A 25,383-nucleotide genomic window follows, 5' to 3' on the forward strand; every position below is an offset into this window, starting at 1 on the left:
AGATCGACGGCGTCGGGAGCCGGCCGGTCGGTCAAAAAGAGTCAGTCGGCCAGAGCCAAGCAAAGCGGGGCGCAGTGTTTTTTCTTGAACCGGAAGTACCGGGCGCGGCACCGGATCTGGTCTACTCCGCGAGCGACCTTGTGGTGGCCGTCGGCTGCGAGTACCAGCTGCTCCGGAAGCTCGACGAAAAGCTGGGCCGTGCCCCCAAGGCTGACTTCGGCACCGATGAAATGCTCAAGCACGCGGCCTTGCTGGGCGACATTCACGAGCGCAAGGTCCTGGACGGGTTCATGGACGAGTTCGGCACCTGGGACCCCACCCACGGGCGCGGCGTGTACGACGTCGTTCCCGCCACTGCCATGGACCGCGCCACCTTGGCGGCCAAGCACCACGAGTCCATCGAGGCGCTGCGGGCGGGCGCCGACGTCGTCTTCCAGGCCGCGTTCTTTGACGGCCAGTTCCACGGCCGCTCCGACTTCCTGGTCCGGCAGGCCGACGGCGGCTACGCCGTGTTCGACACGAAACTGGCCCGCCACGCCAAAGTGACCGCCCTGCTGCAGCTCGCCGCCTACGGCGACCAGCTGCTCAAGGAGGGCATCCCCGTGGATCCCGCGGTCACCCTTGTCCTCGGCGCCACGGTGCAACTGGCCGACGGCGGCTACGACTACGTCCGGAGCCACCACAAACTCGCCGAGATCCTGCCGGTCTTCCGGGAACGCCGCGAACGTTTCCTCGCCCTGACGGCCGCGCACATCGCACTGCCAGACGCCGTCCGCTGGGGCGCGGAGGACGTCGCCGCCTGCGGCCGGTGCGACTACTGCCAGGAACAGGTCAAGGCCACCGACGATCTGCTCCTGGTGGCCCGGATGAACTCGGTGCAGCGCAAGAACCTCCACGAGCTGGGCATTCACACCGTCACGGAGCTGGCCCAAACCCCGCTCGCCAAGCCGACGCCCACGCTCCTGCGGCTGCAGGAACAGGCCCGGATGCAGAGCGGCGTTGGACCGGCCGACGGGGAAGTGCAGTACCGCAAGGACGGCGAGGAACACACGCTGCGCTACGCCGTGCTCCCGCAAAACGCCCTGGCTGAGCTTCCACCGCCCAGTCCGGGCGACATCTTCTTCGACTTCGAGGGCGATCCACTATGGCAGGACAGCGCCACCGGGGTGTGGGGACTCGAGTACCTTTTCGGCGTCGTCGAGGCGCCCACCGGGCCGAGCGTTCCGGGCGTGTTCCGGCCGTTCTGGGCGCACAGCCGGGCGGCGGAGAAGCAGGCGTTCCTCGACTTCCTGGACTACGTGGAACAGCGTCGACGGGACTACCCCGATATGCACGTCTACCACTACGCCCCTTATGAGAAGACGGCACTCCGCAAGCTCTCCGTGCTGCATGTGGCCGGCGAAGACATTGTGGATGAGTGGCTCCGCGAAGGCCTGCTGGTGGACCTCTACCAGACGGTCCGGAACAGCATCCGCATCTCGGAAAACTCGTACAGCATCAAGAAGCTCGAGCCGCTCTACATGGGCACGAACCTCCGGACGGGCGACGTGAAGGACGCCGGCGCCTCCGTTGTCGCCTACGCCCACTACTGCGAGGCGCGCGAGGCTGGCAAGGTGGATGAGGCCAGGGCCGAGGACGCCGCGAGGATCCTCGCCGGCATCTCCGACTACAACGAATACGACTGCCTCTCGACGCTGGAGCTGCGGAATTGGCTGCTCCAGCGGGCCAAGGAACGTGGGATCGAGCCGGGCGGGATTGAGCCAGGCGGCACCGGCTCCGGGCCGGGCGGGGACACCGGGTCCGGGTCGGGCGGCGCCGGTTCCGTACCGGCGGGCGCCGGGGACGACGTCGACTCCCCGGCCGCTGCTGCCGCGCTTGGCCCGGCCGAGCTGGCGTTGCTGGCCCTTGCCGAGCCCGGGAGCGGCCTGTCCGAGGAGGATCGCAAGGCCGTCGCCATGCTGGCTGCGGCTGTGAGCTATCACCGCCGGGAGCGCAAGTCCTTCTGGTGGGCGCATTTCGACCGGTGCGAGCAAGGCCCGGACACGCACGAGCGGGACCGGAACGTCTTCCTTGTCGATTCCGCCGTGATCCTCGACGACTGGCAGCAAGAAGGCCGGAAGCTTCCGGAGCGGCGGGTCCGGCTGACCGGCACTGTGAGCCCCGGCTCGGATTTGCGCGAAGGCAGCAAATGGTTCCGGATGTACGGGCTGCCGCTTCCCGCAGGGCTGGAGGGCACGGGCAAGAACGGTGCCGGTCGAAGCGGCTGGTTCGGCACGGAGGTTCTGGAACTTGGGCACGAGGACGGCAAGGACACCGTCGTAATTCGGGACCGGCTGCACCGAAACGTATCGCCCCACAGCGAGGTGCCCATCGCGCTGACCGAGGACCAGCCGCTGGCCACCAAAAGCCTGGAGCAGGCGTTGGAGTCACTCGCCGACCTGGTAGCCGATGGCTTGCAGTCCGGTTCCATCCCCCGGCACCCTGCCCTTGACCTCGTCCGGCATCTGCCGCCACGGCTGTCCGGCGGCGCGTCATTGCCGCAGCCGGGCGACGGTCCGGACCGCTTCATCGATGCGATCACCACGGCGGTCTTGGGACTCGACCACTCCTACCTGGCGGTGCAGGGTCCCCCGGGAACCGGCAAGACCCATGTGGGTTCCCACGTCATCGCCCGGCTCGTCGCCCGAGGCTGGAAGGTCGGCGTCGTCGGCCAGTCCCACGCCGTGGTGGAGAACCTGCTGACGACCGCCATCACCAAAGCGGGGGTCAGCCCCGCCCTGGTCGCGAAGGACGTGAAGCACGACAATCCCTTGCCGTGGCAGGCGCGTACCGCCAAGGACGTTGCGGCGCTGCTGAGCGCGCCCGGCGGTGCCCTGGTCGGCGGCACGGCGTGGACCATGACCGGCGCCACCGTCCCGGCCGGCTCACTCGATTTGCTGGTGATCGACGAAGCCGGCCAGTTCTCGCTGGCCAACACGCTCGCGGTCGCCCAGTCCAGCAGCCGGCTGCTCCTGCTGGGCGACCCGCAGCAGCTCCCGCAGGTCAGCCAAGGCAAGCATCCCGAGCCGGTCGACGAGTCGGCGCTGGGCTGGATCTCCGCGGGGCACGCCACCTTGCCGCCGGAGCTTGGCTACTTCCTGGCCGACTCGTGGCGGATGAACTCCGAGCTGTGTCTGGCGGTCTCCGAGCTGTCCTACGAGGGCCGGCTGCGGTCTGCGCCGTCCGCTGACCTCCGGCGACTGGATGGAGTTCCCGCCGGGATCGAAACGGTGATGGTGCCGCACAGCGGCAACACGACGTCGTCCCCGGAGGAAGCCGCCGAAGTCGTCCGGCAGGTGCGGCGCCATCTGGGTCTGGCGTGGCACACTCCGGAGGGGTCGCGCCCTCTTGAGGCCTCGGACATCCTTGTGGTGGCTGCCTACAACGCCCAGGTGAACCTTGTTCGCGAAGCCCTGGACCGGGCCGGACTGTCAGGCGTACGGGTCGGAACCGTGGACAAGTTCCAGGGCCAGGAAGCCGCGGTGGTGATCGTGTCCATGGCGTGTTCGGCGGTGGCCGAGGCGCCCCGGGGCATGGAGTTCCTGCTCTCCCGGAACCGGATCAACGTGGCTGTGTCACGCGGGCAGTGGCGCGCCGTCGTCGTGCGTGCTCCGGAGCTGACAAACTACCTGCCCACCCATCCGGAAGGCCTGGAGCAGCTGGGCGGCTTCATCGGCCTCTGCCAGCGGTCCGTGTCCCCCGCCCCCTAGGGGACATGCCGATCCTTCACACCCACCATTGGACATGCCCGTCCTCTGGGTGCGCCACGGTACATGCCCCTCGCCTTCGAGCTGCTCCGGGGGACATGCCCATCCTTCACACCCACCATTGGACATGCCCGTCCTCTGGGTGCGCCACGGTACATGCCCCTCGCCTTCGAGCTGCTCCGGGGGACATGCCCATCCTTAAACGCCAACAGTGGACAGAATCGGATTCTGTCCACCGTTCGAGGCGTGCACTGGGCATGTCCGGTGAATGATTACGCCGGCGCCCCGCTCCTAGTTTTGGTAAGCCGGGTAATCGGTGTAACCCTCGGCGCCGTCGGAGTAGAAGGTGGCCTGGTTGGGCTCGTTGACCGGGAGCCCCTCGCGCCAGCGGCGCACCAGGTCGGGGTTGGCGATGGCCGGTCGTCCAACGACCACAGCATCAGCGTGGCCGTCCGAGACCAGGGACTTGGCTACTTCGGCAGTCGTGATGACGCCAAAGCCGGTGTTCAGCAGGAAGGTTCCATTGAAGCGCGTGCGCAGTTCCTGGACCAGTTCGCTCGTCGGCTCCTTGTGAAGGACGCTGAGGTAGGCCAGCTTCAGCGGGGCCAGGGCGTCCACGAGGTAGCCGTAGGTTGCGCGGACGTCGGCGGCGTCCAGTTCCAGGGCGCCCTGGACGTTGTGCTCCGGCGAGATGCGGATACCTACGCGGTCCGCGCCGACGGCGTCCACAACAGCCTGGACGACTTCGATGACGAAGCGGGCACGATTTTCGGGTGAGCCGCCGTAGTTGTCCTCGCGCTGGTTCGCCGCCGGCGTCAGGAATTCGTGCAGCAGGTAGCCATTCGCGGAGTGAAGCTCGACGCCGTCGAACCCTGCGTCGATCGCATTGCGGGACGCCTGAACGAACTCTTCACGGATGCCGGACAGTTCATCAGTAGCCAGCGCGCGCGGCACCGGGAAAGCCTGCTTGCCCTCGTAGGTACGGGTCTCGCCGTCAATGGCGATCGCGCTCGGGGCGACGACCTCATGGCCGCCAGTGGTGTCCTCGTGCGTGACGCGGCCCGCGTGCATTACCTGGGCGAAGATCCTGCCGCCCTCGGCGTGCACGGCGGCGGTGACGTCGGCCCAGCCCTTGAGCTGCTCCTCGGTGACCAAGCCGGGCTGTCCCGGGAATCCCCGTCCGGCCGGGCTGGGGTAGGTACCTTCGCTGACGATCAGCCCCAACGAGGCTCGCTGCCGGTAGTGCTCCACCACCAGCGGCCCGGGAACGCCTTCCTTGCCCGAACGGACGCGGGTGAGCGGCGCCATCACGAGCCGGTTCGGTAGTTCAAGCTGGCCGAGGGTCAAGGGGGAAAACAGCATGCGCAGTTCCTTTCGGAGTGGATTGGGTCCACTGGCGGAAACTTCATAGCGTCTGCAACTATTCCGGTTGAGACTCAGATCACGCCTGAATTACCGCGAGGTCGGTGGTGAGCCGGGGCAACCCTGGCCTTCCGGATTTTGGAGACAATCGTCGGCATAGTTGCGGGTGATGGACCGCCAGACGCTGACGGTCTGTGGCGGGGAGCTGAACTGTCCTTGGCCCGGGATCGGCAGCGGCGGGCCGCCGTTGACGGAGTAGGTCCCTTGAAAATACGTGGTTAGCGTCACGGAGAAGTCCCCGGTCTGGGTGTAGATGTGGCTGGTGGTCGTCTTTTCGCCCCACCGGTCCTGCGGCAGTGGTCCGCCGGCCGAGCCCTGTGGGCCCAGCGAACTGCCGTCACCGTAGTTCCAGGTGTATTGGACGGGCTTGGCGTCGACATGGACGGCCTGGGCCAGAATCTTGATGTCGAACTGCTGTTCTGCTGCCTCAGCAAAGAAGTTCGTCTCAGCGCCCCGAAGCGTGTGCGGACTGGGTTGCGCGGTTACTCGGCCCGCGGCGATCGGAAGTTTCTGGAATTCGGTTTGGATCATGGCGGCGATGCGGGGCAGCAAGTCTTCGGGCCGCGCATCAAACAGGCACGTCGGCCCGGAATGGTAGCTCCAGACTGGGTTGGGGACCCCTGCAGGAGCCTTGAACCAAGTGACGGGAATCCCGTCTTTACCACCGGGACCGTTCTTGCACTCCATCACGGTCGCCAGGCACTCAGCGTCGAAGTCGCCACCGCCAAGATGGCATTGGAGTTCGTATTTGTACTGGAAGGGGTCGGCAGAAGGAGCTCCTGGTTCGACGGGGACGAATTTGCCCGTTCCTGGGTCCATTCGCCAGCCGCCTACGTTGACGCCTTGGTTCCCAAAGCCAGCGTCTATCCCGTCATCGGCGGCTGCGGGACTCGGGAGGCCACCAGCAAACGGTGCAACAAGGGCTAGCACCAATAACATTTTGGGCAGAATACGACAGGAGCTCATCGGATCGGATGGAGCGCTGTAACTTGCCACGATCCATTTCGGAAGGCTGTCAGCATCACATTTCCAGTGTCGGAGGGTGGCGTGGGTGAGCGGAACTCAGAGCCGTCAGCGTTGAGATAGGTGATCTTCGCCTGCTGAACTTGAACGACGACTTGATAGGTTCCCTCAGATTCGGCTCCGAAATTGGTATTCATCGACGGGGCTTTGATGCGTCCACCGACCAGCCAGCGGTCTCCCTGGTAGTTCTTTTGCAGAGCCTTCCTGATATTGGAACAGAATTCGCAATTTTCCGATGTGATGGACGACAGTCCAGATGTATTGCCGGTCTCATACGCGAAGTTGAGTTGTTCGAACCAATACCTCGCGAACGCTTCCAGCCCCTCCTTCGTCTTCGCCTTCGCAGCCTCCGGCAGCACCGGAACCGGGACGTTCTGGGCCCTCCCCTTGGCGTCGGCCGGCTTATAACTGGCAGTGGCGATGGGCGTCGCGGTGGCGCTGGGAGTCCGGGACGTGGACATGCTGGTCGACGCATCGCTCGGTGCCGCACTCGGCGGCGCCTGGCCGGCGGTGCATGCCGTTCCCATCAGGGCAATACCGGTGAGCAGGGCGGCCGCGGCGGTGAGCCTGCGGCTGGAGGTTGGAGTGCGAGATGTCATGTTCAGCTAATCCCCCGATAGAAATCAAGACGCATGAATCCAAACAATGCCTAAGGGTAACTGACACCACACTCTCGCCGTAAGGGTTATCCACAGGCCCCGCCTCACTTCTGAACCACGCGCCCCTAGGGAAGCAGGCGCCCCAAATACCTCACTCCCCACCCCCAAAGACACCCCCAAACGCACTACAAAGACACCCCAAACGCGCCCCCAATTGCCAACGCAAACAGGGCGTTGCAGAAGTTCCGGCAACGCCCCCGCCGTGCGGCCGGATTTCAGGCCCGGCTCAGCTTCCTACTTCTGTTTGTCCGCCCCGAGGCCCGAGCCGCTGCAGCTTGCCATGGCGCCCTGGCCGGTTCCGGAGTTCTTCGAGATCGACTTGCCGTCAAACAGAATTTCGCAGCCAACCTTTGCCGCGGCATTCGAAAAATCCCCGCTGACAACCAAGGAGAGCAGATCCGAATTCTTCACGGTCTGCTCCTTCTTCCAGCCAGCGCTGACATCAACGTTGGACGTCCCGCCGCTGGTCCAGTAACTGACCGAGGCTTTGCCGTTCGTGGTCACCACGTACTGGACCTTGTGCTCCGAGTTCAGCGCCTGATCGGCCGAGGAAACAGCGGCGGACACCACGGCCATCCAGATAGCCGCGATCACAATGCTCAGAATGCCAAGAACGATGCCCGCAATCGCGGCACCCTTCTTGGCGAACTTGCGGGTAGCACCGATGATCCCGAACAGGACGGCCAGTGGACCCAGGACAAAGGCGACGACGCCCATCACCGGGATGAACGAAAAGACGACAGCAACAATGCCGAGCACCAGTGCGGTGATGCCCCAGCCGTTGCCCCGCGGGGCAACAGGAGCGCCGCCCATACTCGGAACGGTGGACGTGGGCGCATCCGCGGGCGCGGTGCCGTGTGAATTGAAAGTACTCATGATTCCCCATACTCATGGCCAGGCGGTGCCTGGCGGTGCGAAGTGTCCGGGCCCAAGCGCCCCCATGGCGCGGAGGGGCATCTCGTCCAACGGAAAAACACCCTGATGGGCCACCGCTGGATGCGATGCAATCCGAACAAGATGAACGATAGGGAGGGGGTCGGACAATATAGCGACCGCAACCTCACGACCGACTAAGCAATCAATTCCGATTGCCTCTGGCGTTTTTCTACACGGGACAGAACAATGAGCCCATGATGTTCGAACACGCAGACAGCAGCCCCATCTTGAACCTGTCCGAGGATGAGACCTGGAAACTCATCGAAGGAACTAAACACGGCAGGCTCGTCGTCACCGTGGCCGGCGAACCGGATATTTTCCCGGTGAATTACGCCGTCGACAACCGGAAGCTTTACCTGCGCACGGCGCCCGGCAACAAGCTGGCCGAACTGACCATCAATTCCAAGGTGCTGTTTGAAACCGACGGCATCCTCTCCGAAGAGGCATGGTCGGTGGTCGTTCGCGGCACGGCACGGGTCCTGGAGCAGTCGGCGGACATCGCCGTGGCCGAGGCGCTGGGCCTTAAACCGTGGGTGCCGACGCTGAAAGACTTCTACGTCGAAATTGCTCCGACGTCGGTCAGCGGCCGGCACTTCCAGTTCGGCGAACACCCCGAACGGGAAATCTAGGCCAAATTCGCGGCAGACAGCCGCCGCCTAGACTTAAGCCATGGCGGACAGTCTGACCCCGGAGCGGCGCAGCTGGAACATGTCCCGCATCAGGGGGAAGAACACCAAGCCCGAACTGCTCGTCCGCCGGATGCTGCACGCGAAAGGCTACCGCTACCGCTTGCACGGCACCGCCCGTGGCGGCAGGCTCCCCGGAAACCCCGACCTGGTGTTCGCCAGCCGCCATAAAGTCATCTTCATCAACGGCTGCTTCTGGCATTTCCATGACTGCAGGGTCGGCCAGCATGCACCCAAATCCAACGCGGATTTCTGGGAAACCAAGCGCGCCCGCACGCGGGCCCGCGACGCCGAACAGCGCCGCCTGCTCGAACGTTCGGGCTGGGACGTTCTCACCGTCTGGGAGTGCGAGCTCAAAGACCTCTCGGCCCTCGAGCAGCAACTGGACAGTTTCCTCGGCCGCTAAGTCTGCGCTAGGACTGGTGGTGCGCAATCAGCCACTCGGCCATCTCCCGCGACCGGCCGGCGGCTGCGCGGTCTCCTCCGGCCGCGGCGACGATCGAGCCCTTCATCAGGATGTACCAGGACCGGGCGAAGCCGTCAGGATCCGCCAGGGCCGCCTCCTCGGCGAGCTGCTGCACATGGCCCCGGATCTTGTCGAGGTAATCGATGCTCGCCCTGCCCAATGGATGCGACGGGCCCATCTCCAGCAGGATGTTCACGAAGGAACAGGCCTCGAAGTCGTCCCGCGCGAACCAATCGGCAAACACATCGAAGATGGCCAGCAGCTGCTCCACGGGGGTGCGCCCCCGGCGTCGGGCCTCGGAAATGATGGTGGCTACGGTCCACTGCCGGTCGCGGCGTTCCAGGAAAGCCAGCACCAGCTCGTCCTTGGAGCCGAAGTGCCGGTAGAAGCTGGCTTTCGCCACTCCGGAGCGGCCGATGAGTTCGTTAATGCCCACGTCCCGCACGCCGCGACGCGAAAATAATTCGTACGCGACATCCAAAATACGCTCCCGGATCCCGGTAATCTCAGCACCACCGGCGTTGGTCCCACCGCCGGACGCAGGAACGCCACCACTGCCCGCGCCATGGGGCTGTGGAGAGGGAGCCTGGGAATTGGTTGAAACAGACATCAAAAATATAGTACCGCTACGCGAGACAGACTGGTCTCCCTGAGCTAAGATCAAAACTCGGGGACTAGGACTCTATTGGTCAGTACGTGGGGATACTACAAACTCCGCAGGAGAGCACCATGCCACACTTGTTGTTGTCTACCGAGACCCGCACGCGGCACGCCGCCCGGAGCCCCGAAACACATGAGGATCTGGAGCCCCTGCGCCGTCAGGTTTCCGCCATCATCGAGGCGATTCTTGAAGAGACCAAGCCGGACGAGGCCTTGGTCCGGGAACAGCTCCGCTGGCACGTCGCGAACAATCCCGGGGAGCCGGAAAAAGCGCTCCTGAACCACCTGCTGTCAGTCTCCACGACCCTGCAGGATGACACCGCTTAGATGGGCACCCCGTCAGCGGCTGATCGTCGCCTGACGGACCACTTCGCCCCACGACTGCTGCGCCAGGTCAGCCACTGACGCCAGGATTTCCGACGGCGGCAGCGACAGATCCAGCGGAAATTCCACCACATCGATATCCGTGTTGAGGATCCGCCGCAGCTTGATCTCCCCCGCGCCGGCGTAAACCAGCCACGCCGTCGGCACCCGCAGCGACGTGCAATACGCGAGCATCCGGTAGTGGTCAGCGGACAGTGAGGCGCCGATGTCGGACGCCGCCTTGTACTTCGCGTCGTACACCATCACGGGCCGGCCGCCCAGCAGATGCACCGCACCCGGTTGCACCATGATCCGGTCGGAATCCCGCACCGCCTCATTCAGCATCGAGTTGTAGCGCAGCCGCATCTCCCCCGGATACGCGGCCATGGCCTCGCGCAGCGCGATGCCGACAAAGTCCTCGAAGACTTTGGACATGTCCACCACGAACGACGCCGAGTGCTGCTTTCCGTCCCCGGCTTCGGCCGAGGCGTTGCGCAGGATGACCTCCGCGAGCCGCAGGGCCGCGTGGTAGCGGGTGTTCATCCGGCTGGCCCGCCACCGCGGCAACGGGGCGCCGGACTGCAGGCGCGTCACGGCGTCGAGCTTTCCCTTCAACCGCCGCAGCCGGCTCAGCACATCGGCCCGCACCCCCGGCACCTGCGACATCCGTTCTAGGGCCGCGCGCAGGATGCGGTTTTCCGGGATGTCCTCGGTGAACTCGTCGTAGGAGACCTCGAGCGGCACCAGCATGCCGGGGCGGCGGGAGATCTGGTCGGACATCCTGATCCGCCCCTTGACGGTGCGGAGGGACTCGTCGACGTTCAGGTAGCCCTGCAGCACCCCGCGGCTGAGGGCCCGGTCGGCGAGCTGGGCCAGCGACTCGGCGAGGGCGCTCCAGAGATCGGTGTCCTCGACCGCGGCCACGGCGTCATCCCGAAAGCCCTGGTTCTCCGTGTAGCCGAGCAGGAACAGCAGCCGGCCGAGACCCAGCCGTTCCTTGGGCCGGACTTCCAGCTGCACTGAGGGGGTGCGCACGGAGCCCACCTTGCCGACAGGTTCGATCCGGAACAGGCCCATGCCCAGCGGAGAAGCCTTGGCCAGTCCGCTGCCGTTGATGTACGCGGCGCTGCCCGCATCGACCCGTTCCACCACTCCCCCGGACAGCTCATCCAGGACGATGTGGCGGACGGTGCCGGAAGGGGCGAGGCTAGACGCGCGCAAGGCGGCTCAACAGTTGCTCCAGTCCGAACCGTTCCTCCAGCTGCGCCCGGTTGAGCTGGCCGTGGTAGTGCTCCTCCAGCAGCGGCATCAGCTCGTACTTCCAGATCCGGCGCAGCCCGGTGGGTGTCTGGGCGGCTTTTTTCATGAAGTAGGACGGCCCGATCATCAGGTCCCGGTCCCACTCGTCGATGGCGTTGTTCAGCTCGTCGAGCAGCAGCGCCGGCGTCGTGTCCAGGCCCCGGGCCTGCAGGAAGCGCAGCAGCGAGCCCTTCACCGGTTCGGTCTTGGGATGCAGTTCGATGAAGGAGAACCGCCGGCGGATGGCGGCGTCCATCATCGCGATGGAGCGGTCCGCGGTGTTCATGGTGCCGATGATGTACAGGTTGTCCGGCAGCGAGAACGGCTCCGTGGGGCTGTATTGCAGGTAGATCCGGTCGTCGCGGTACTCCAGCAGGAAGTACAGCTCGCCGAAGACCTTCGCCAGGTTGGCCCGGTTCATCTCATCGATGATCAGGAAGTATGGCTTGCCCTCGTTGCCGGGTTTGGCGGCCTCCTCGGCCAGCCTGCGGAGCGGTCCGGCCACCAGCTTAAAGGACACCTGGCCCTCGTCGGTCTTGTCCGGCCGGTAGCCCTCGAAGAAGTCCTCGTACGCGTAGGAGGGGTGGAACTGGACGAGTTTGACCCGCTCGTCGCCGGTGTCCCCGGCCAGTTCGGCGGCGAGGTGCTTGGCCAGGTAGGTTTTGCCGGTGCCGGGCGGGCCGTAGAGCACCAACTGGCGGTTTTCCTCCAGCAGTTCGGCGATTTCCTGCAGCGGTTCGAGGTCCATGTGCAGGGACGCGGCGAATTCCGCCGTCAGCGGCCGGAAGCCCTCGCATGGCTCGACGACGGCGTCCGGCTCGGCGCCGTCGTCGGTCTCTGCCTCGGCTTCGGCCGGGAGCAAGGTCTCGAGCGCCTGGATCACCCGGGTGACGTCCACGATGAGCCCCGAGCTGGCCAGCTGGCGCTGCACGTGGCGGGGCAATTCGGCCATCGAGTGGACCTCGTCGAACCAGCGGACCTTCCGGCGTAGCCGGCGGTTGTCATCATGGTGTTCGGGTTCGCCCAGCACCACGCCGACTCGGACGGTCCCCGAGTTCTGGTACAGCGTGAAGTCGCCCGGTTTCATCACGGTCAGGAAGGCGAAGACGGCGGTCTTGGTGTCCTCACGTTCCACGTAGCTGAGGTGCTTGTAGTCCTCGTCCACGGCGTGTTGGACCAGGCCGGCGGTCACGCCCGGGTCCAACAGACGGAGGTGTTCGACGTCGAGGGTCACCGCTTCGTCGTCCTGCCAGGCGGCCAGCAGCTCGGCGTTGTCGTGGTGGCTGCGCAGCAGCCACGCGCGGCGGCCGGGATCGGCCACCTTCCGCCACTGGCTGACCAGCTGCCGCGAGTACCAGTCGATCCGCTGCCCGGCCTGCTCGTCGAGGTGCAGCCTGATGCGGTGGATGTCCGCGGAGATTTCCTCGTCGGAGTCACCCCTGGCACCGCCAACCAGGGAGGCGAAGGCATCCCGGATCTCCTGGCGTTCGACGTCGGCAACGACGGGCTCGAAGTAGCCGGGCCAGACCAGGAATTCGATGCTGCGCCGGATCGCGGGCTGGTCTTCCGGGGTGCCAATCGTGAGTTCGTGGAAGGCCAGCGGGTCCTTGATCGCGGCTTGGACGACGCCGGCCGGTCGCTGGGCGACGTGCCGAACGAAGCGGCAGAGCCACTTCAGGTGGTCCCAAATCGTCCAGTTGAACTCCGCGGTGCGGTCCCGGATCACCCCGTGGTCCGTCATGCCCGCATAGAGTTCGTCCGGGAGCGCCAGCGGAGGCTCCAGCCAGGACGCCGCCTCTGCGACGCGGGCCCGCTTGACCTTGAGTGACTTGACCTCGTGCGCCAGCGGCAGCGACTGCAGGAACAATAGCTCGACGGCCAGCTGCTTCGCCCCGCGGGTGGCGCCCTCAAGGTTTTCGCGGAGGTTGGTCATCATCGGCGCCTTGGGGTCCGGGATGCCCCGCTCCAGCCGCTCCAGCAACTCCGAGGCCGCCGCAACCGACCACGTCCTAGTCCGGCCGTCCAGCGGCGACGCCTTGCCGAGCAGCCCCGGGCCCAGTACAAACCACGCCGCGTCTTCGATCTCTTTGGAGATGCCGAGGGCGCGGTGCATGGCGGGCTTTTTGTTGGGGGTCATGCCTTCAATTTACAGGCTTAAGCTGAACGCCCGCATCACGCCGCAGATCAGAACTACCGGCGAGTAGCTTTGTTCCGCGGTTCTGGCGGAGCCCGCAGAGCGCCCGCGGAGGGCGGCCGGGGTATTACTTGACGGCCGGGCGGCGCTTGACGCCGAAGGTGAAATAGCTGCCCGGGCCGACGAAGTTGATGAGAGTGGCTGCCCGCCACAACGCCTTGCTGCCGCGGATCTCCTCCGCCGGGCGGCGCGAGATGTCGCGCTGGGCGGCAATCAGGAGGGAGAGCTGGACGACGGCCGCTGTGATGGTGCCGAACTTCGCCATCGGCGAGAGCTCTTTCCAGGTCTTCTTCCGCGCCTTCATCTTGCTTCGCTTGGCCATGATCCGTGCTCCTAAGGTTTGCATCCTGCCGGCTTCCCGCGGGCCTGTTCAGTCTAGGACCGATCCCGGCAGCGAGGTAGGGGCTAGTGGGTCTGGCGGGCCGCCGGCCCAACTAGCTCGCATTAGTTGTCGTTTAGCGGGCTCAAAACGACGACTACTGCCAGTCAGTTGGGTTCGTGGCGGGCCGCCGCGAAAGGCGCGAGCTTTGCCTTCTGCTCGGGGGTCAGCCGAAGCACCCGCCCGGTGGCTTCGTCCACGAACGCGAGGTGGCTGCTCGCCTTGACGCAGTCTTCGCCGGTGACGGGGTCCTGGACCAGGTAGTGGATGTCGAAGCTGGCCCCTTTGACCGCGCCGACCCACAACTGCACCACGGCGGGAACGTTGCGGTATTCCAGCGTCCGGACGTAGCGGATCTTGTGCTCCACGACCAGCGCCAGCGTGCCCTCCGGGATGTCGTTGAAGAGCGACACCTGGGGTTCCATGCCGGGCAGGCCCGCTCCCCGCGGCGGCCCGAAGGCGGCGATGCGGGCCTCCTCCAGGATCCGGACGATCTGCACGTTGTTGATGTGGCCGTAGGCGTCCATATCGCCCCATCGCATCGGCACCTGCACCTCGAGGCGCCGGGGTTCGCTGGTTCCGGGCATGCTCCCGACCCCGGTTCCGGCGCTCAGCTGTGCACCGCCGTCGGCTCTTCCTCGAGAGACGCCTCAGCGTCTTCGCCGGCGAACTGGGACATGTACAGGCGGTAGTAGGCACCGCGCAGTTCGAGCAGTTCCGCGTGCCTGCCCTGTTCGACGATGCGTCCGGCTTCCATCACCAGGATGGTGTCCGCGTCCCGGATGGTGGAGAGGCGGTGGGCGATCACGAAGCTGGTCCGCTCGGTGCGCAGCGCGGCCATGGCCTTCTGGACCAGAACCTCGGTGCGGGTATCAACCGAGCTGGTGGCCTCGTCCAGGATCAGCAGCGAGGGGTTGGCCACGAAGGCCCGCGCAATGGTGATCAGCTGCTTCTCCCCGGCGCTGACGTTGTTGCCTTCCTCGTCGATGACGGTGTTGTAGCCCTCCGGCAGCGCCCGCACGAAGCGGTCCACGAAGGTCGCCTTCGCCGCGGCCATGATCTGGTCCTCGGTGGCGTCCAACTTGCCGTAGCGGATGTTCTCGTAAATCGTGCCGCCGAACAGCCACGCGTCCTGCAGGACCATGCCCACCTTGGAGCGCAGTTCGGCGCGGCTGAGCCGGGTGACGTCGACGCCGTCGAGCGTGATGCTGCCTGCGTTGAGCTCGTAGAAGCGCATCACGAGATTCACCAGGGTGGTCTTGCCCGCCCCGGTCGGGCCGACGATGGCCACGGTGTGCCCGGGCTCGGCGGTGAAGGACAGGTCCTCGATCAGCGGCTTGTCCGGGGTGTAGCTGAAGGTGACGTGCTTGAACTCAACGTGCCCGTCAGTTTTGGCCGGGAGGTGCTCGAGGGCGGTCTCGGCGTCCTGTTCGTCGGCGTCGAGGAATTCGAAGACCCGCTCGGCGGAGGCCACGCCGGACTGCAGCATGTTGGCCATGCCGGCCATCTGCCCCAGCGGCTGGGTGAACTCGCGCGAGTACTGGATGAACGCCGTGGCGTCGCCCAGGCTCATCCCGCCCGAGGCCACCCGCAGCCCGCCGACGACGGCGATCCCCACGTAGCTGAGGTAGGAGACGAACTGCATCACCGGCATGATCATGCCGGACACGAACTGGGCGCCGAAGCTGGCCTTGTAGAGTTCCTCGTTCCGTTCGTCGAAGCGGGCCAGCATGTCGGCGTCGCGACCGAAGACGCGGACCAGGTCGTGGCCGGAGAAGGATTCCTCGATCTGGCCGTTGAGCTCGCCAGTGTTCTTCCACTGCGCGGCGAAGAGCTTCTGGCTGCGGGCGCCGATGATGCCGGCGGCCACCCCCGAGAGCGGGAGGGCGATGAGCGCGATCAGGGCCAGCTGCCAGGACACGATGAACATCATGATCACGATGCCGATCACGGTCAGTGCCGAGTTCACCAGCTGCGCGAACGCCTGCTGCAGGGCCTGCTGGATATTGTCGACGTCGTTGGTGACGCGGGAAAGGATGTCGCCGCGCTGGCGGGTGTCAAAGTAGCCCAGCGGCAGCTTATTGAGCTTCTTCTCGGTGTCGTCGCGCAGCCGGCGGACCACCCGCATGACCAGCACGTTCAGGACGTAGCCCTGCAGCCACAGGAAAATGTTCGCGACGAAGTACATCACCAGGACGATGCTGATGAGGAAGGCGAGCTTCTGGAAGTCGATGCCCACGCCGGGCACAACGTCCATCCGGGCCAGCATGTCCGCGAAGTTGTCCTGGCCCTGGGAGCGCAGTCCGGCGATGAACTGGTCCTTGGTGGCGCCGGCCGGCAACTGTTTGCCGACCACTCCCCCGAAGATCACGTCCATCGCCTGGCCCAGGATGCGTGGGGCGATCACGTTGAGGACGACGGCGACTGTCACCATCGCGAGGACCGCGGCGATGCCGGCCCGCTCGGGTTTCAGCAGGCCCATCAGCCGCTTCGCCGAGGGCCAGAAGTGTTGGGCCTTCTTCGCCGGCACGGCGCCGAACATGCCGCCGTCGGCTTCGCCGGGGGTGAATTCCTCCTCGTAGAAGTCCTCCTCGGGAGCTTCGGCGGGGGCCTCCACGGGCGCCTCGTGGGGAGCCTTGCCGGCGGAGCCGTGGCTGAGCTTTTCGTTGGTGCTCATGCGATGGCCTCCGCGGTCAGCTGGGATTCGACGATTTCCTGGTAGGTGCTGGAGCTGGCGAGGAGCTCCTCGTGGGTTCCGCGGTCCACGATCCGGCCGTTGTCCAGGACGAGGATCTGGTCCGCGTCCGCGATGGTGGAGACGCGCTGGCCCACGATGATCACCGTCGCGTCGGCCGTCTTGGCCTTGAGCGCCTTCCGCAGCCGGGCGTCGGTGGCGACATCCAAGGCGGAGAAGGAGTCGTCGAACAGGAAGACCTTGGGTTCGGTGACGAGTGCGCGGGCGATGCAGAGACGCTGCCGCTGGCCGCCGGAGACGTTGGTGCCGCCCTGGGAAATCCGGGCGCCGAGTCCGTTTTTCTTTTCACGGACGAAGTCTGCGGCCTGGGCCACCGTGAGGGCGTCCCAGAGTTCCTCGTCGGTCGCTTCGGACTTGCCGAAGCGCAGGTTGTGCTCGATGGTGCCGGAGAACAGGTAGGGCCGCTGGGGCACCATCGCGACGCGCCCGGTGATTTCGGCGCGGTCCAGTTGGGTGACCGGGACGCCGTCGAGCAGCACCTCGCCGGAGGCGGCGTCGAAGAGCCGCGGCAGCAGCGCCAGCAGGGTGGTCTTGCCTGCGCCGGTGGACCCGATGATCGCGACGGTCTGGCCCGGTTCGGCGGTGAAGCTGATGTCACTGAGCACCGGTGCCTCGGCACCGGGGTAGGCGAAGGAGACGTTCCGGAACTCCACCCGGCCGGCCTTGGCGGCGGGAGCCACAGGGGCGAGCGGTTCGTGGATGGAGGGTTCGACGTCGAGCACCTCGCCGATGCGGTCCGCGCAGACGGAGGCGCGCGGGATCATCATCGCCATGAACGTGCCCATCATGACGGCCATCAGGATCTGCAGCAGGTACTGCAGGAACGCCGTCAGCGAGCCCACCTGCATCTCCCCGGCGTCCACCCGCTGGCCGCCAAACCAGAGCACGGCGGCGGTGGAAACGTGCAGGATCATCCCGATCGCAGGGAACATCAGCACGAACAAGGCGCCGATCTTGAGCGAGACCTCGGTGAGTTCCTTGTTGGCGGCGCCAAAACGCTGCGCTTCGTGCGGCTCGCGGACGAACGCACGGACCACGCGGATGCCGATGATCTGCTCGCGCAGGATGCCGTTGAGCCGGTCGATCTTGGCCTGCATGGAACGGAACAGCGGCATCAGGCGGACCACGAGGTAGCCGACCACGACCACCAGCAGCGGCACCGAGACCCAGACCAGCCAGGACAGGTTGAGGTCCTCGCGGAGGGCCATGACGATGCCTCCGATGCACATGATGGGCGTGGCCACCATGAAGTTCAGCCCCATCAGCATGAGCATCTGGACCTGCTGGACGTCGTTGGTGCCGCGGGTGATCAGCGTTGGGGCGCCGAAGACGTTGACGTCCCTGGCGGAGAAGCTGCTGACCTTGCGGAAAACGCCCCGGCGCAGGTCCCGGCCGAACGCCATCGCGGCCTTGGAACCGAAGTACACACCGGCAATCGCGGTGACCACCTGGACCAGGGCGACGCCGAGCATGAGACCGCCGGTGCGCCAGATGTAGTCCGTGTCGCCGCGGGAGACTCCCTCGTCGATGATTTGGGCGTTGAGGCTGGGCAGGTACAGGGCCGCGATAGTGGAGGCCAACTGGAAGATGACGACGGCCGCAATAAACGGCAAATACGGCTTGGAATAGCGCCGTATGAGGGTGACAAGCATGCCCACGGGTCCTTAAGAATGGTTCATGAAGCGCAGAAGAGGAAGAACAGCAGACGAACAAGGAAAGTTATAGCAGCCGGGACCGACAGCCTTAGCTGTCCCACTCTACGAAATCCCGTGCCGGGGTGGTACCTCCAGCTGCGGATGTCAGCCAATCGTTGTACTTAACCCGCTGCGGCGGCCACCGCCAGGGCGCCGAGGCGTCCAAAAGCGGCCCCGCGGCTCCCCCGGAGGGCAGACGCGGGACCGCTTTCGTGGGGTCGTTTACTCTCCGCGGTGCCGGCCCTGCGTGGCGATGTAGTCGGCCGCCGCGCGCTGGAGCTTGCGTTCCTTGGCGAGCTGGCGCCGCAGGGTGGTGAGTTGCTCCGCCACCCGGGCCTGTTCGGCCGCGATCGCGCGCTGTTCCGCCGCCTGCTCGTGGACGGCACGCAGGGCATCCGCCAGCTGCACCTGTTGTTCGGCCAGCAACCGCTGGGTCTGGAGCAGCAGGGGCACGACGTCGGCGTCGTCGGCGCGCGCCTCGGCCACCATGGTCCGGGCCCGGAGCCGGGCGCCTTCACGCTCGGCCCTGGCTTCGCCGTCACTGTTCTGGCGGTTGTCCGCACCCAGCCGCGCGGCGTCCGGGAACCGGGACCCGGTGGCGCGCTGCCGGCTCAGGACCTCGATGAACTCGCGGTCCAGGTCGACGATGCCGGTCTCGGCGGAGTCGTGCCCTTGCGTGGGAGCCGCGGCGGGCCCCGCTGCGGGGCCGGAAGCGGCGGCGGCGTGGGCAGCCACCCCGGCGGCAGCTTCGACGTCGGCGGCGGTTCCGGACCCGGTGACGGCGGCGGAGGCCGAAGCTTCCGGTCGGATGTCGACGGTGCGGCGGAGCGGCTTTTCCTTGATGAACAGGATGGCCACCAGCGCCACGAGACCGATGATGGCAGAGATCAGGAAGACCTCTGCGATCGCGTCACCGTAGGCGGCCCGCATGATGTCGCGGATCGGTGCGGGCATGTCCTTGAGGTCCATGCTGGCCCCTGTGGATCCTGCCGGGACCTTGATCCGGGCGGCAGCGAGGCCTTCCACGGCCAGATCCTTGACCCGGTTGCCCAGCACGGCGCCGAGGACCGAGACGCCGATGGCGCCGCCGACGGACCGGAAGAAGGCTACCGAGGCGCTGGCCGTGCCGATGTCCTTGGCCTGGACCGTGTTCTGGACGGCAAGCACGAGGTTTTGCATCAGCAAGCCCAGCCCGACGCCGAGGATGGCCGTGTAGATCCCGGTCAGCCAGAGCTCGGTTGTGTGGTCCATGCTGCCGGCCAGGCCGAGGCCGCCGATCAGCGCGACGGCGCCCGCGACCAGGTAGCGCTTCCACTTGCCGGTGCGGCTGATCAGCTGGCCGGAGAGCACGGAGCCGATCAGGTTGCCCGCGATCATGGGCAGCGTGAGCAGGCCGGCTTCGGTGGGGGTGGCACCGCGGGCCACCTGGAAGTACTGGCCCAGGAACGTCGAGGAGCCGAACATGCCCACCCCGACGGCCACGGAGGCGAGGATCGCCAGGGCGGTGGTGCGCTCGGAGATGATCTTAAGCGGGATGATCGGCTGGGCCACCTTGGATTCCACCAGCACCAGCAGGCCCAGGAGCACAATGCCGCCGCCCACCATGGCGACCGTCTGCCAGGACCACCAGTCGTAGTAGTCCGGGTTGCCGGCGAAGGAGACCCAGATCAGCAGCAGGCTGACGCCGGAGGTCAGCAGGATGGAGCCGAGCCAGTCGATCTTGGCGGGGCGCTTGACGTGCTGGATCTTCAGTGTGACCTGCAGCAGGATCAGGGCGACGACGGCGAGCGGGACACAGACGAAAAAGGTCCAGCGCCAGCCGAGCGGGCTGTCGACGATGAAGCCGCCGAGCAGCGGGCCGCCCGCCGTGCCGACGGCCATGACGCCGCCCATGTAGCCGGAGTACTTGCCGCGGTCGCGCGGCGGGATCATCGAGCCGATGATGGCCTGCGCCAGGGCGGTGAGGCCGCCCATCGCGATGCCCTGGATGACGCGGGCGGTCAGCAGCAGCGGGATGGTCTCGGACAGGCCCGCCATGACGGAGCCGGCCACGAAGATCACGATGCTGAGCTGGACGAGGACCTTTTTGTTGAAGAGGTCCGCGAGCTTGCCCCAGATCGGGGTGGTGGCCGCGTTGGCCAGCAATGCGGCCGTGATGACCCAGGCGAAGTCCGTCTGGGTGCCCTTGAGTTCGGACATGATGGTCGGCAGCGCGTTCGCAACGATGGTGCTGCTCAGGATGGCAGTGAAGAACGCCGCCAGCAGGCCGGTCAGCGCTTCCATGATCTGCCGGTGGCTCATGGCCGCCTGCGGTTCGTGGTGCGGTTGCGGTGCGGGGGCCGCTTGCGCGGTGGTGGCCGGGGACGGCCCGGCGGCGGCAGCGTGGCTGGCCATAGATTTACTCCTCAACAAAGTTGGTCGTGTCGGCGGATCCGGCCGTCTTTGCCCGGGCTGAACTCCTGAGGGATTCAGCTAGTTTCTTCAAGGTGCGCGAGGTCTCTTCGACGTCGTCCTCGCTCCAGTCCTGCAGGAAGCCCTGCAGCGTGGCGGCGCGCTGCGCCTCGATGGAGCGCAGTTTCTCGGTCCCGGCCGGCGAGAGCGCGATGAGCTGCGCCCGGCCGTCCTCGGGATCCGGCCGCCGGACCACGTAGCCCTGCTCGAGCAGTTCGGCGAGGTGCCGGCTGAGGACGGGGGCGCTGACGCCCAGCCGCTCCGCGAGCTGCGTGGCACGGGTTTCGCCCTCCCCCACAAAGCGCAGGACGCCCTGCAGCGCGACGCCGGTATCGTCGCCGCGAAGGTTCGCCGCGGCGACGCACCGGACGGCGCGCTGGAGATCGAAGATTTGGTGGACCAGCTTGGCTGCAGTGGTCGATGCAACTGACATGTTTGGAAGCCCCTTACTTACTTGCCTGAAGCAACAATACAATAAATTGATTGCTTTGGGAAACTAAGAAGCCTCGACGGGGAGCGCACCCATACACAACAGGGCCCCGGATCCGTGAGGATTCGGGGCCCTGTTGTGTTCGTTCGTTGGGATGGGGGTTTAGACGTCCAGGTGCGTGGGGGCGAACATCTTGAGTAGGGTTTCGACGACGACGACGTTCGGCCCGTCCGCCGCGAAGCCCGCCTTCAGCGCGTCACCGACGTCCTCGGGGGCCACCCGGACCGCCGGGACGCCGAAGGCCTCAGCCAGTTTCACGAAGTCGGGGCGGGCCAGCTCGGTGGCAGTGGCTTTGCCGAACGCGCCCACCATGTACTCGCGCAGGATGCCGTAGCCGCCGTCGTCGACGATCAGCCAGGTGACCGGAACGTTGTGCTGCTTGGCGGTGGCCAGCTCGGAGATCGAGTACATCGCCGAGCCGTCGCCGGACACCGCGAGCACCCGGGCCGAACCGCCCGGTTTACCGGTGGTCTCCAGCCCCACGGCGCCGCCGATTGCCGCCGGGAAGCCAAAGCCGAGGCCTCCGGCGCCCTGGGCGGAGTGGAACTGGCCCTCGCGGGCGTCCCAGCAGCTCCAGGCCCAGTAGGCGGAGATCGTCATGTCCCAGAACGTCTGCATCTGCGAAGGAACGGCTTCGCGGATGTCGGCCATGAACTTCAGTTCCTTGGCGAGGTCCTGCGATTCCAGCCGGGCCTTGACCTTGACCAGGGTCTCTTTGACCATGCTCTCGGCCGAACTGCCGTGCCAGTCGGGGCGGGCGTCGGCCGGTGCGGCTGCCAGGGCCTCGTCGAGGGCTGCGAGCGCCTGGCCGGCGTCGGCACGGATGCCCAGGCCCGGACGGTTGGATTCGAGCACCCGCGGCTCGGCGTCGATCTGGATGATCCGGCCGCGGGGTTCGAAGGTGAAGTAATTGGAGGTGACCTCGCCGAGCGAGGAGCCGATGACGATCAGCACGTCGGCGTCCTCGAGCAGCTCCGTCATGTACTGGTCCTCGATCCAGGACTGGAGCGAGAGTTCATGGGTCCAGGGGAACGCGCCGTTGCCGCCGGGAGTGCAGATCACCGGCGCGTGGAGCTTCTCCGCGAGGGACAGCAGCGACTTCTCCGCGTGGCCGCGGCGGGTGCCGCCGCCGGCGATGATGGCCGGACGCTTCGCCTCCGCAAGCCATTTCGCGGCTTCGCGAACCAGCTCCACGCGGGGCGGGTTGTCCGCGGCTTCGGCGAGTGCGTCCTCCACCGGGGGCACCATGATCGGGTCCAGCAGGACATTCTGCGGGATTTCGATCCACACCGGGCCCTGCGGTGAGGAGATGGCCTCGGTCCAGGCGTCCTGGATGGCCGAGGGGATGCCGGAGGCGTGCTGGATCAGCCGCTGGCTCTTGGTGACGTTGGCGGCCGAAGCTTTCTGGTCATCGAGCTGGTGCAGCATGCCCTTGCGCCGCGCGCCCAGGCCGTCGAGCGGAATCTGGCTGGCCACCACCACCATCGGCACCCCGGTGGCGTAGGCCTCCTGCAGGCCGGCCAGGGAGGTCAGCGCCCCGGGGCCGGTGGAGAGGAACAGGACACCGACTTCACCGGTGGCACGGGAATAGCCGTCGGCGGCGAAGGCGGAGTTGTTCTCCACCCGCGAGGAGATGAAATGCAGTTTTCCGCGGCCCATCGCATCGAAGAGTCCGAGGGCGTGCTGGCCGGGGATGCCGAAGACGGTCTTGGCGCCGAGCGCCTCGAGGGTTTCGACGACGAGGTCGCCGCCGTTGCGCACGCCGGTCACTGGGAGGCCCCGGTTTCGACCGGCTGGGCTGCCGGAGCGGCGAAGCCGGCCGGACGGCGGGACTCGTGGCCGAGGGCCTGCGCGGCGTAGCCGTTGGGCGCGCCGGTCCGGTCGCCGTCGACGGCGCTGTCGGCCATCAGGGTGACGAGTTCGTAGGCGACATGGCTGGCGGCGACGCCGGTGATCTCGGCGTGGTCGTACGCCGGGGCGACCTCGACGACGTCGGCCCCCACCAGGTTCATGCCGCGGAAGCCGCGGATGATCTCCAGCAGTTCGCGGCTGGTGATGCCGCCGGCTTCCGGGGTTCCGGTGCCGGGCGCGTGGGCGGGGTCGAGGACGTCGATGTCGACGGAGATGTAGAGCGGGCGGTTGCCGATCCGGTCGCGGACCTTGGCGACGGTTTCCAGCACGCCCTGGTAGTAGACATCGGCGGAGGTGACAATGCCGAAGCCGAAGCGGTGGTCGTCGTCGAGGTCCTTCTTGCCGTAGAGCGGGCCGCGGGTGCCGATGTGGCTGATCGCCTCGGTGTCCAGGATGCCTTCCTCGACGGCGCGGCGGAAGGGGGTGCCGTGGGTGTATTCGGCGCCGAAGTAGGTGTCCCAGGTATCCAGGTGCGCGTCGAAGTGCAGCATGGCGACGGGCTGTCCGGCGCGTTCGGCGGCGGCGCGAAGCAGCGGCAGCGCGATGGTGTGGTCTCCGCCCAGCGTCAGCAGCTTGCCGCCGGCAGCGGTCAGGTCCAGCGCGTTCTGCTGGATGGTTTCGATGGCCTCGTTGATGTTGAACGGGTTGACGGCCATGTCCCCGGCGTCGGCGACCTGGATGTTCTCGAAGGGGCTGATGTCCCAGGCCGGGTTGTACGGCCGCAGCAGCCGGCTGGCTTCACGGACGTGGTTGGCGCCGAAGCGCGCGCCGGGGCGGTAGGAGACACCGGAGTCAAAAGGAACGCCGACCACCGTGACGTCAGCCTTGGCCACCTGGTCCAGCCGGGGCAGGCGGGCAAAAGTGGCGGCGCCGGCGTAGCGCGGGATGCGGGAGGAATCGATGGGGCCAAGGTTGCCATTGGCCTCGATGCGCAGCTCTTCCAAGGGAGGAGTCTCCTTCGAGGGTTGTCCGACGGGTGTGACTGCCATCATACACTCGGAGTTGTCTGCTGCGCATCAGTTGTTTACCAACGATGGCGACTGAGCTCGCGCTCGGACCGGCAGCGAGCGCTCCCGCCCAGTTCTTGGGTCGCGCAGCGTGCGCCGCCGCGGCCGGTCCTCGGCTTTCCGGGCTTTCCACGTCCACCGGGGCCGGCCGGGCCTGGAGAACTGGGCGGGAACGCGGCCGCCGACGGGTCCGGGCGGGTCCGGGCGCCCTCGGGGTTTGTCCAGATAGCCCGGTTGCCGGGTGTCGCCGGACCGGTCACGCCCCTGTACTGGCCTGATGGACCTCCTCGACTACCTCGGCCGGGTGGGCGGCGTCGCCCGGACCGGCCAAGTCCTGGCTGCCGGCTTTTCCCGAACGGACGTTGCCCGGCTGCCTGACGCCGGCGTGCGCCAGCTGCGGCGGGGCGTATTTGTCCTTCCCGGATGCGCTCCCGAGTTCGTAGCCGCAGTCCGGCACAATGCCCGGGTCAGCTGCGCCAGCGCCGCCGGGCACTACGGCCTCTGGCTGCATGAACCGCCGGACCGGCACCACCTCGCCTGCAACCACGGCCACGGATCCGGCTTCATCAGACACAGGACCGTCAGGTTCGAGGGTCATGCGACACTACCGCTGGCGGCGGTCGAGGACGTGGTCCTGCACGCCATGAGCTGCCTCGCTCCCCCGGCGTCGACGGCGATGGCGACCTCGGCGCTACGGCTGCATGGTGTGCCTCTGGAGTTGCTGAAGGGCGAGCTCCCGGGCAAAAGATCCGGACCGGTGCGCACGGCACTGCATCTCTTGGACCTGCGGGCCGAATCCATTGTCGAGGTCGACGCCCAGCACCTCTTCAAAACCAACGGAATCGGCTACGACGCCCAGGTCTACCTGCCCGGAATTGGCCGGGTGGACTTCCTGCTCGACGGATTCCTCATTGTGGAGGTGGACGGCTTCGCGTTCCATTCCAACCGCGACGCGCTCCGACGCGACCTGGGCCGGAACAACGCCTCGACCCTGCACGGGTTTGCCGTGCTCCGGTACATGCCCGAACACATCTGGTTCGAGCCGCAACGCGTCCTGGCCGAGATCCGGGCCGTGCTGGGCCGGGGCCCGCAGTCTGCCCGCTGACGTTCCAGCCCAGTTCTTCGACGTCGGACTCCCGCGCTGCAGCGTCGACCCGCGGTACTCCGGGGCTCGCCTCGGCCAGGCACTAGCCGGGGAGCCAACAACCGGGCAGGAACGCAGCGGCCGGCCCAGGCAGCGCG

Annotated in this window: 20 protein-coding genes; 5 read left to right on the forward strand and 15 right to left on the reverse strand. The window is 66.6% G+C overall.

What is annotated here, in order from left to right:
- Window positions 1-74 precede the first annotated feature (74 nt).
- Complete coding sequence (locus tag AC1DB8_RS11525) at window positions 75-3,749, forward strand: TM0106 family RecB-like putative nuclease (protein WP_476893097.1); 3,675 nt, start codon at window positions 75-77, stop codon at window positions 3,747-3,749.
- Between the two features lie 288 nt (window positions 3,750-4,037).
- Here the strand turns inward: AC1DB8_RS11525 and AC1DB8_RS11530 are convergent, their stop codons facing one another.
- The 4 genes from AC1DB8_RS11530 to AC1DB8_RS11545 all read right to left on the reverse strand — a co-directional run bounded on the left by AC1DB8_RS11530 (window position 4,038) and on the right by AC1DB8_RS11545 (window position 7,726).
- Window positions 4,038-5,108 (reverse strand): alkene reductase, encoded by a 1,071-nt coding sequence (locus AC1DB8_RS11530; protein ID WP_476893098.1) that lies wholly within the window; start codon window positions 5,106-5,108, stop codon window positions 4,038-4,040.
- Window positions 5,109-5,198: 90 nt separating this feature from the next.
- Window positions 5,199-5,987 carry a PKD domain-containing protein gene (locus AC1DB8_RS11535; RefSeq protein WP_476893099.1) on the reverse strand — a complete coding sequence of 263 codons (789 nt, stop codon included), beginning with the start codon at window positions 5,985-5,987 and terminating at the stop codon, window positions 5,199-5,201.
- Between the two features lie 143 nt (window positions 5,988-6,130).
- Window positions 6,131-6,790, reverse strand: a complete 660-nt coding sequence (locus tag AC1DB8_RS11540; RefSeq protein ID WP_476893100.1) for a DUF6318 family protein — start codon at window positions 6,788-6,790, stop codon at window positions 6,131-6,133.
- Window positions 6,791-7,084: 294 nt separating this feature from the next.
- Window positions 7,085-7,726 carry a DUF4190 domain-containing protein gene (locus tag AC1DB8_RS11545; RefSeq protein ID WP_476893101.1) on the reverse strand — a complete coding sequence of 214 codons (642 nt, stop codon included), beginning with the start codon at window positions 7,724-7,726 and terminating at the stop codon, window positions 7,085-7,087.
- A 254-nt stretch (window positions 7,727-7,980) separates the two neighbouring features.
- Here AC1DB8_RS11545 and AC1DB8_RS11550 point away from each other — a divergent pair, with 254 nt between their 5' ends.
- Window positions 7,981-8,415: a pyridoxamine 5'-phosphate oxidase family protein gene (locus AC1DB8_RS11550; protein WP_441418327.1), complete on the forward strand. Its 435-nt coding sequence runs from the start codon at window positions 7,981-7,983 to the stop codon at window positions 8,413-8,415.
- A 40-nt stretch (window positions 8,416-8,455) separates the two neighbouring features.
- Window positions 8,456-8,878 (forward strand): very short patch repair endonuclease, encoded by a 423-nt coding sequence (locus tag AC1DB8_RS11555; RefSeq protein ID WP_476893102.1) that lies wholly within the window; start codon window positions 8,456-8,458, stop codon window positions 8,876-8,878.
- Between the two features lie 7 nt (window positions 8,879-8,885).
- Here AC1DB8_RS11555 and AC1DB8_RS11560 read toward each other — a convergent pair whose 3' ends face one another.
- Window positions 8,886-9,548: a TetR/AcrR family transcriptional regulator gene (locus AC1DB8_RS11560; RefSeq protein ID WP_441418325.1), complete on the reverse strand. Its 663-nt coding sequence runs from the start codon at window positions 9,546-9,548 to the stop codon at window positions 8,886-8,888.
- Window positions 9,549-9,667: 119 nt separating this feature from the next.
- Here AC1DB8_RS11560 and AC1DB8_RS11565 point away from each other — a divergent pair, with 119 nt between their 5' ends.
- Window positions 9,668-9,925, forward strand: coding sequence for a hypothetical protein (locus AC1DB8_RS11565; protein ID WP_441418324.1), 258 nt, complete (start codon window positions 9,668-9,670; stop codon window positions 9,923-9,925).
- A gap of 12 nt (window positions 9,926-9,937) precedes the next feature.
- Here the strand turns inward: AC1DB8_RS11565 and AC1DB8_RS11570 are convergent, their stop codons facing one another.
- From AC1DB8_RS11570 to speB, 10 genes are all read right to left on the reverse strand, one after another.
- A complete protein-coding gene (locus AC1DB8_RS11570; RefSeq protein WP_476893103.1) occupies window positions 9,938-11,182 on the reverse strand; it encodes a 5-methylcytosine restriction system specificity protein McrC in 1,245 nt (414 codons plus the stop codon).
- Entirely contained in the window at window positions 11,169-13,397 is a 2,229-nt protein-coding gene (locus AC1DB8_RS11575) for an McrB family protein (protein WP_476893104.1), read from the reverse strand. Before AC1DB8_RS11575 ends, AC1DB8_RS11570 begins: the two co-directional genes overlap by 14 nt.
- 124 nt (window positions 13,398-13,521) lie before the next feature.
- Entirely contained in the window at window positions 13,522-13,776 is a 255-nt protein-coding gene (locus AC1DB8_RS11580) for a hypothetical protein (RefSeq protein ID WP_175322085.1), read from the reverse strand.
- Between the two features lie 164 nt (window positions 13,777-13,940).
- On the reverse strand, window positions 13,941-14,375 hold the full coding sequence (locus AC1DB8_RS11585; protein ID WP_441418398.1) for an acyl-CoA thioesterase: 435 nt from the start codon (window positions 14,373-14,375) through the stop codon (window positions 13,941-13,943).
- Between the two features lie 68 nt (window positions 14,376-14,443).
- On the reverse strand, window positions 14,444-16,510 hold the full coding sequence (locus AC1DB8_RS11590) for an ABC transporter ATP-binding protein (protein ID WP_441418320.1): 2,067 nt from the start codon (window positions 16,508-16,510) through the stop codon (window positions 14,444-14,446).
- The gene (locus tag AC1DB8_RS11595; protein WP_476893105.1) at window positions 16,507-18,240 is read right to left on the reverse strand and encodes an ABC transporter ATP-binding protein; all 1,734 of its coding nucleotides are present in this window, start codon (window positions 18,238-18,240) and stop codon (window positions 16,507-16,509) included. The genes AC1DB8_RS11590 and AC1DB8_RS11595 overlap by 4 nt, the downstream gene beginning before the upstream one ends.
- 264 nt (window positions 18,241-18,504) lie before the next feature.
- Window positions 18,505-20,583 (reverse strand): MDR family MFS transporter, encoded by a 2,079-nt coding sequence (locus AC1DB8_RS11600; protein WP_476893192.1) that lies wholly within the window; start codon window positions 20,581-20,583, stop codon window positions 18,505-18,507.
- Window positions 20,584-20,680: 97 nt separating this feature from the next.
- Window positions 20,681-21,166: a MarR family winged helix-turn-helix transcriptional regulator gene (locus AC1DB8_RS11605; protein ID WP_476893106.1), complete on the reverse strand. Its 486-nt coding sequence runs from the start codon at window positions 21,164-21,166 to the stop codon at window positions 20,681-20,683.
- Between the two features lie 159 nt (window positions 21,167-21,325).
- Window positions 21,326-22,993 carry a thiamine pyrophosphate-binding protein gene (locus tag AC1DB8_RS11610; RefSeq protein WP_476893107.1) on the reverse strand — a complete coding sequence of 556 codons (1,668 nt, stop codon included), beginning with the start codon at window positions 22,991-22,993 and terminating at the stop codon, window positions 21,326-21,328.
- Entirely contained in the window at window positions 22,990-24,078 is a 1,089-nt protein-coding gene (gene speB / locus AC1DB8_RS11615) for an agmatinase (RefSeq protein ID WP_476893108.1), read from the reverse strand. The genes AC1DB8_RS11610 and speB overlap by 4 nt, the downstream gene beginning before the upstream one ends.
- A 340-nt stretch (window positions 24,079-24,418) precedes the next feature.
- On the opposite strand from speB, the gene AC1DB8_RS11620 reads away from it, so the two are divergent.
- The gene (locus tag AC1DB8_RS11620; protein WP_476893109.1) at window positions 24,419-25,246 is read left to right on the forward strand and encodes a DUF559 domain-containing protein; all 828 of its coding nucleotides are present in this window, start codon (window positions 24,419-24,421) and stop codon (window positions 25,244-25,246) included.
- Window positions 25,247-25,383: the final 137 nt, after the last annotated feature.

This window comes from Arthrobacter sp. 10N410, from assembly GCF_056394945.1.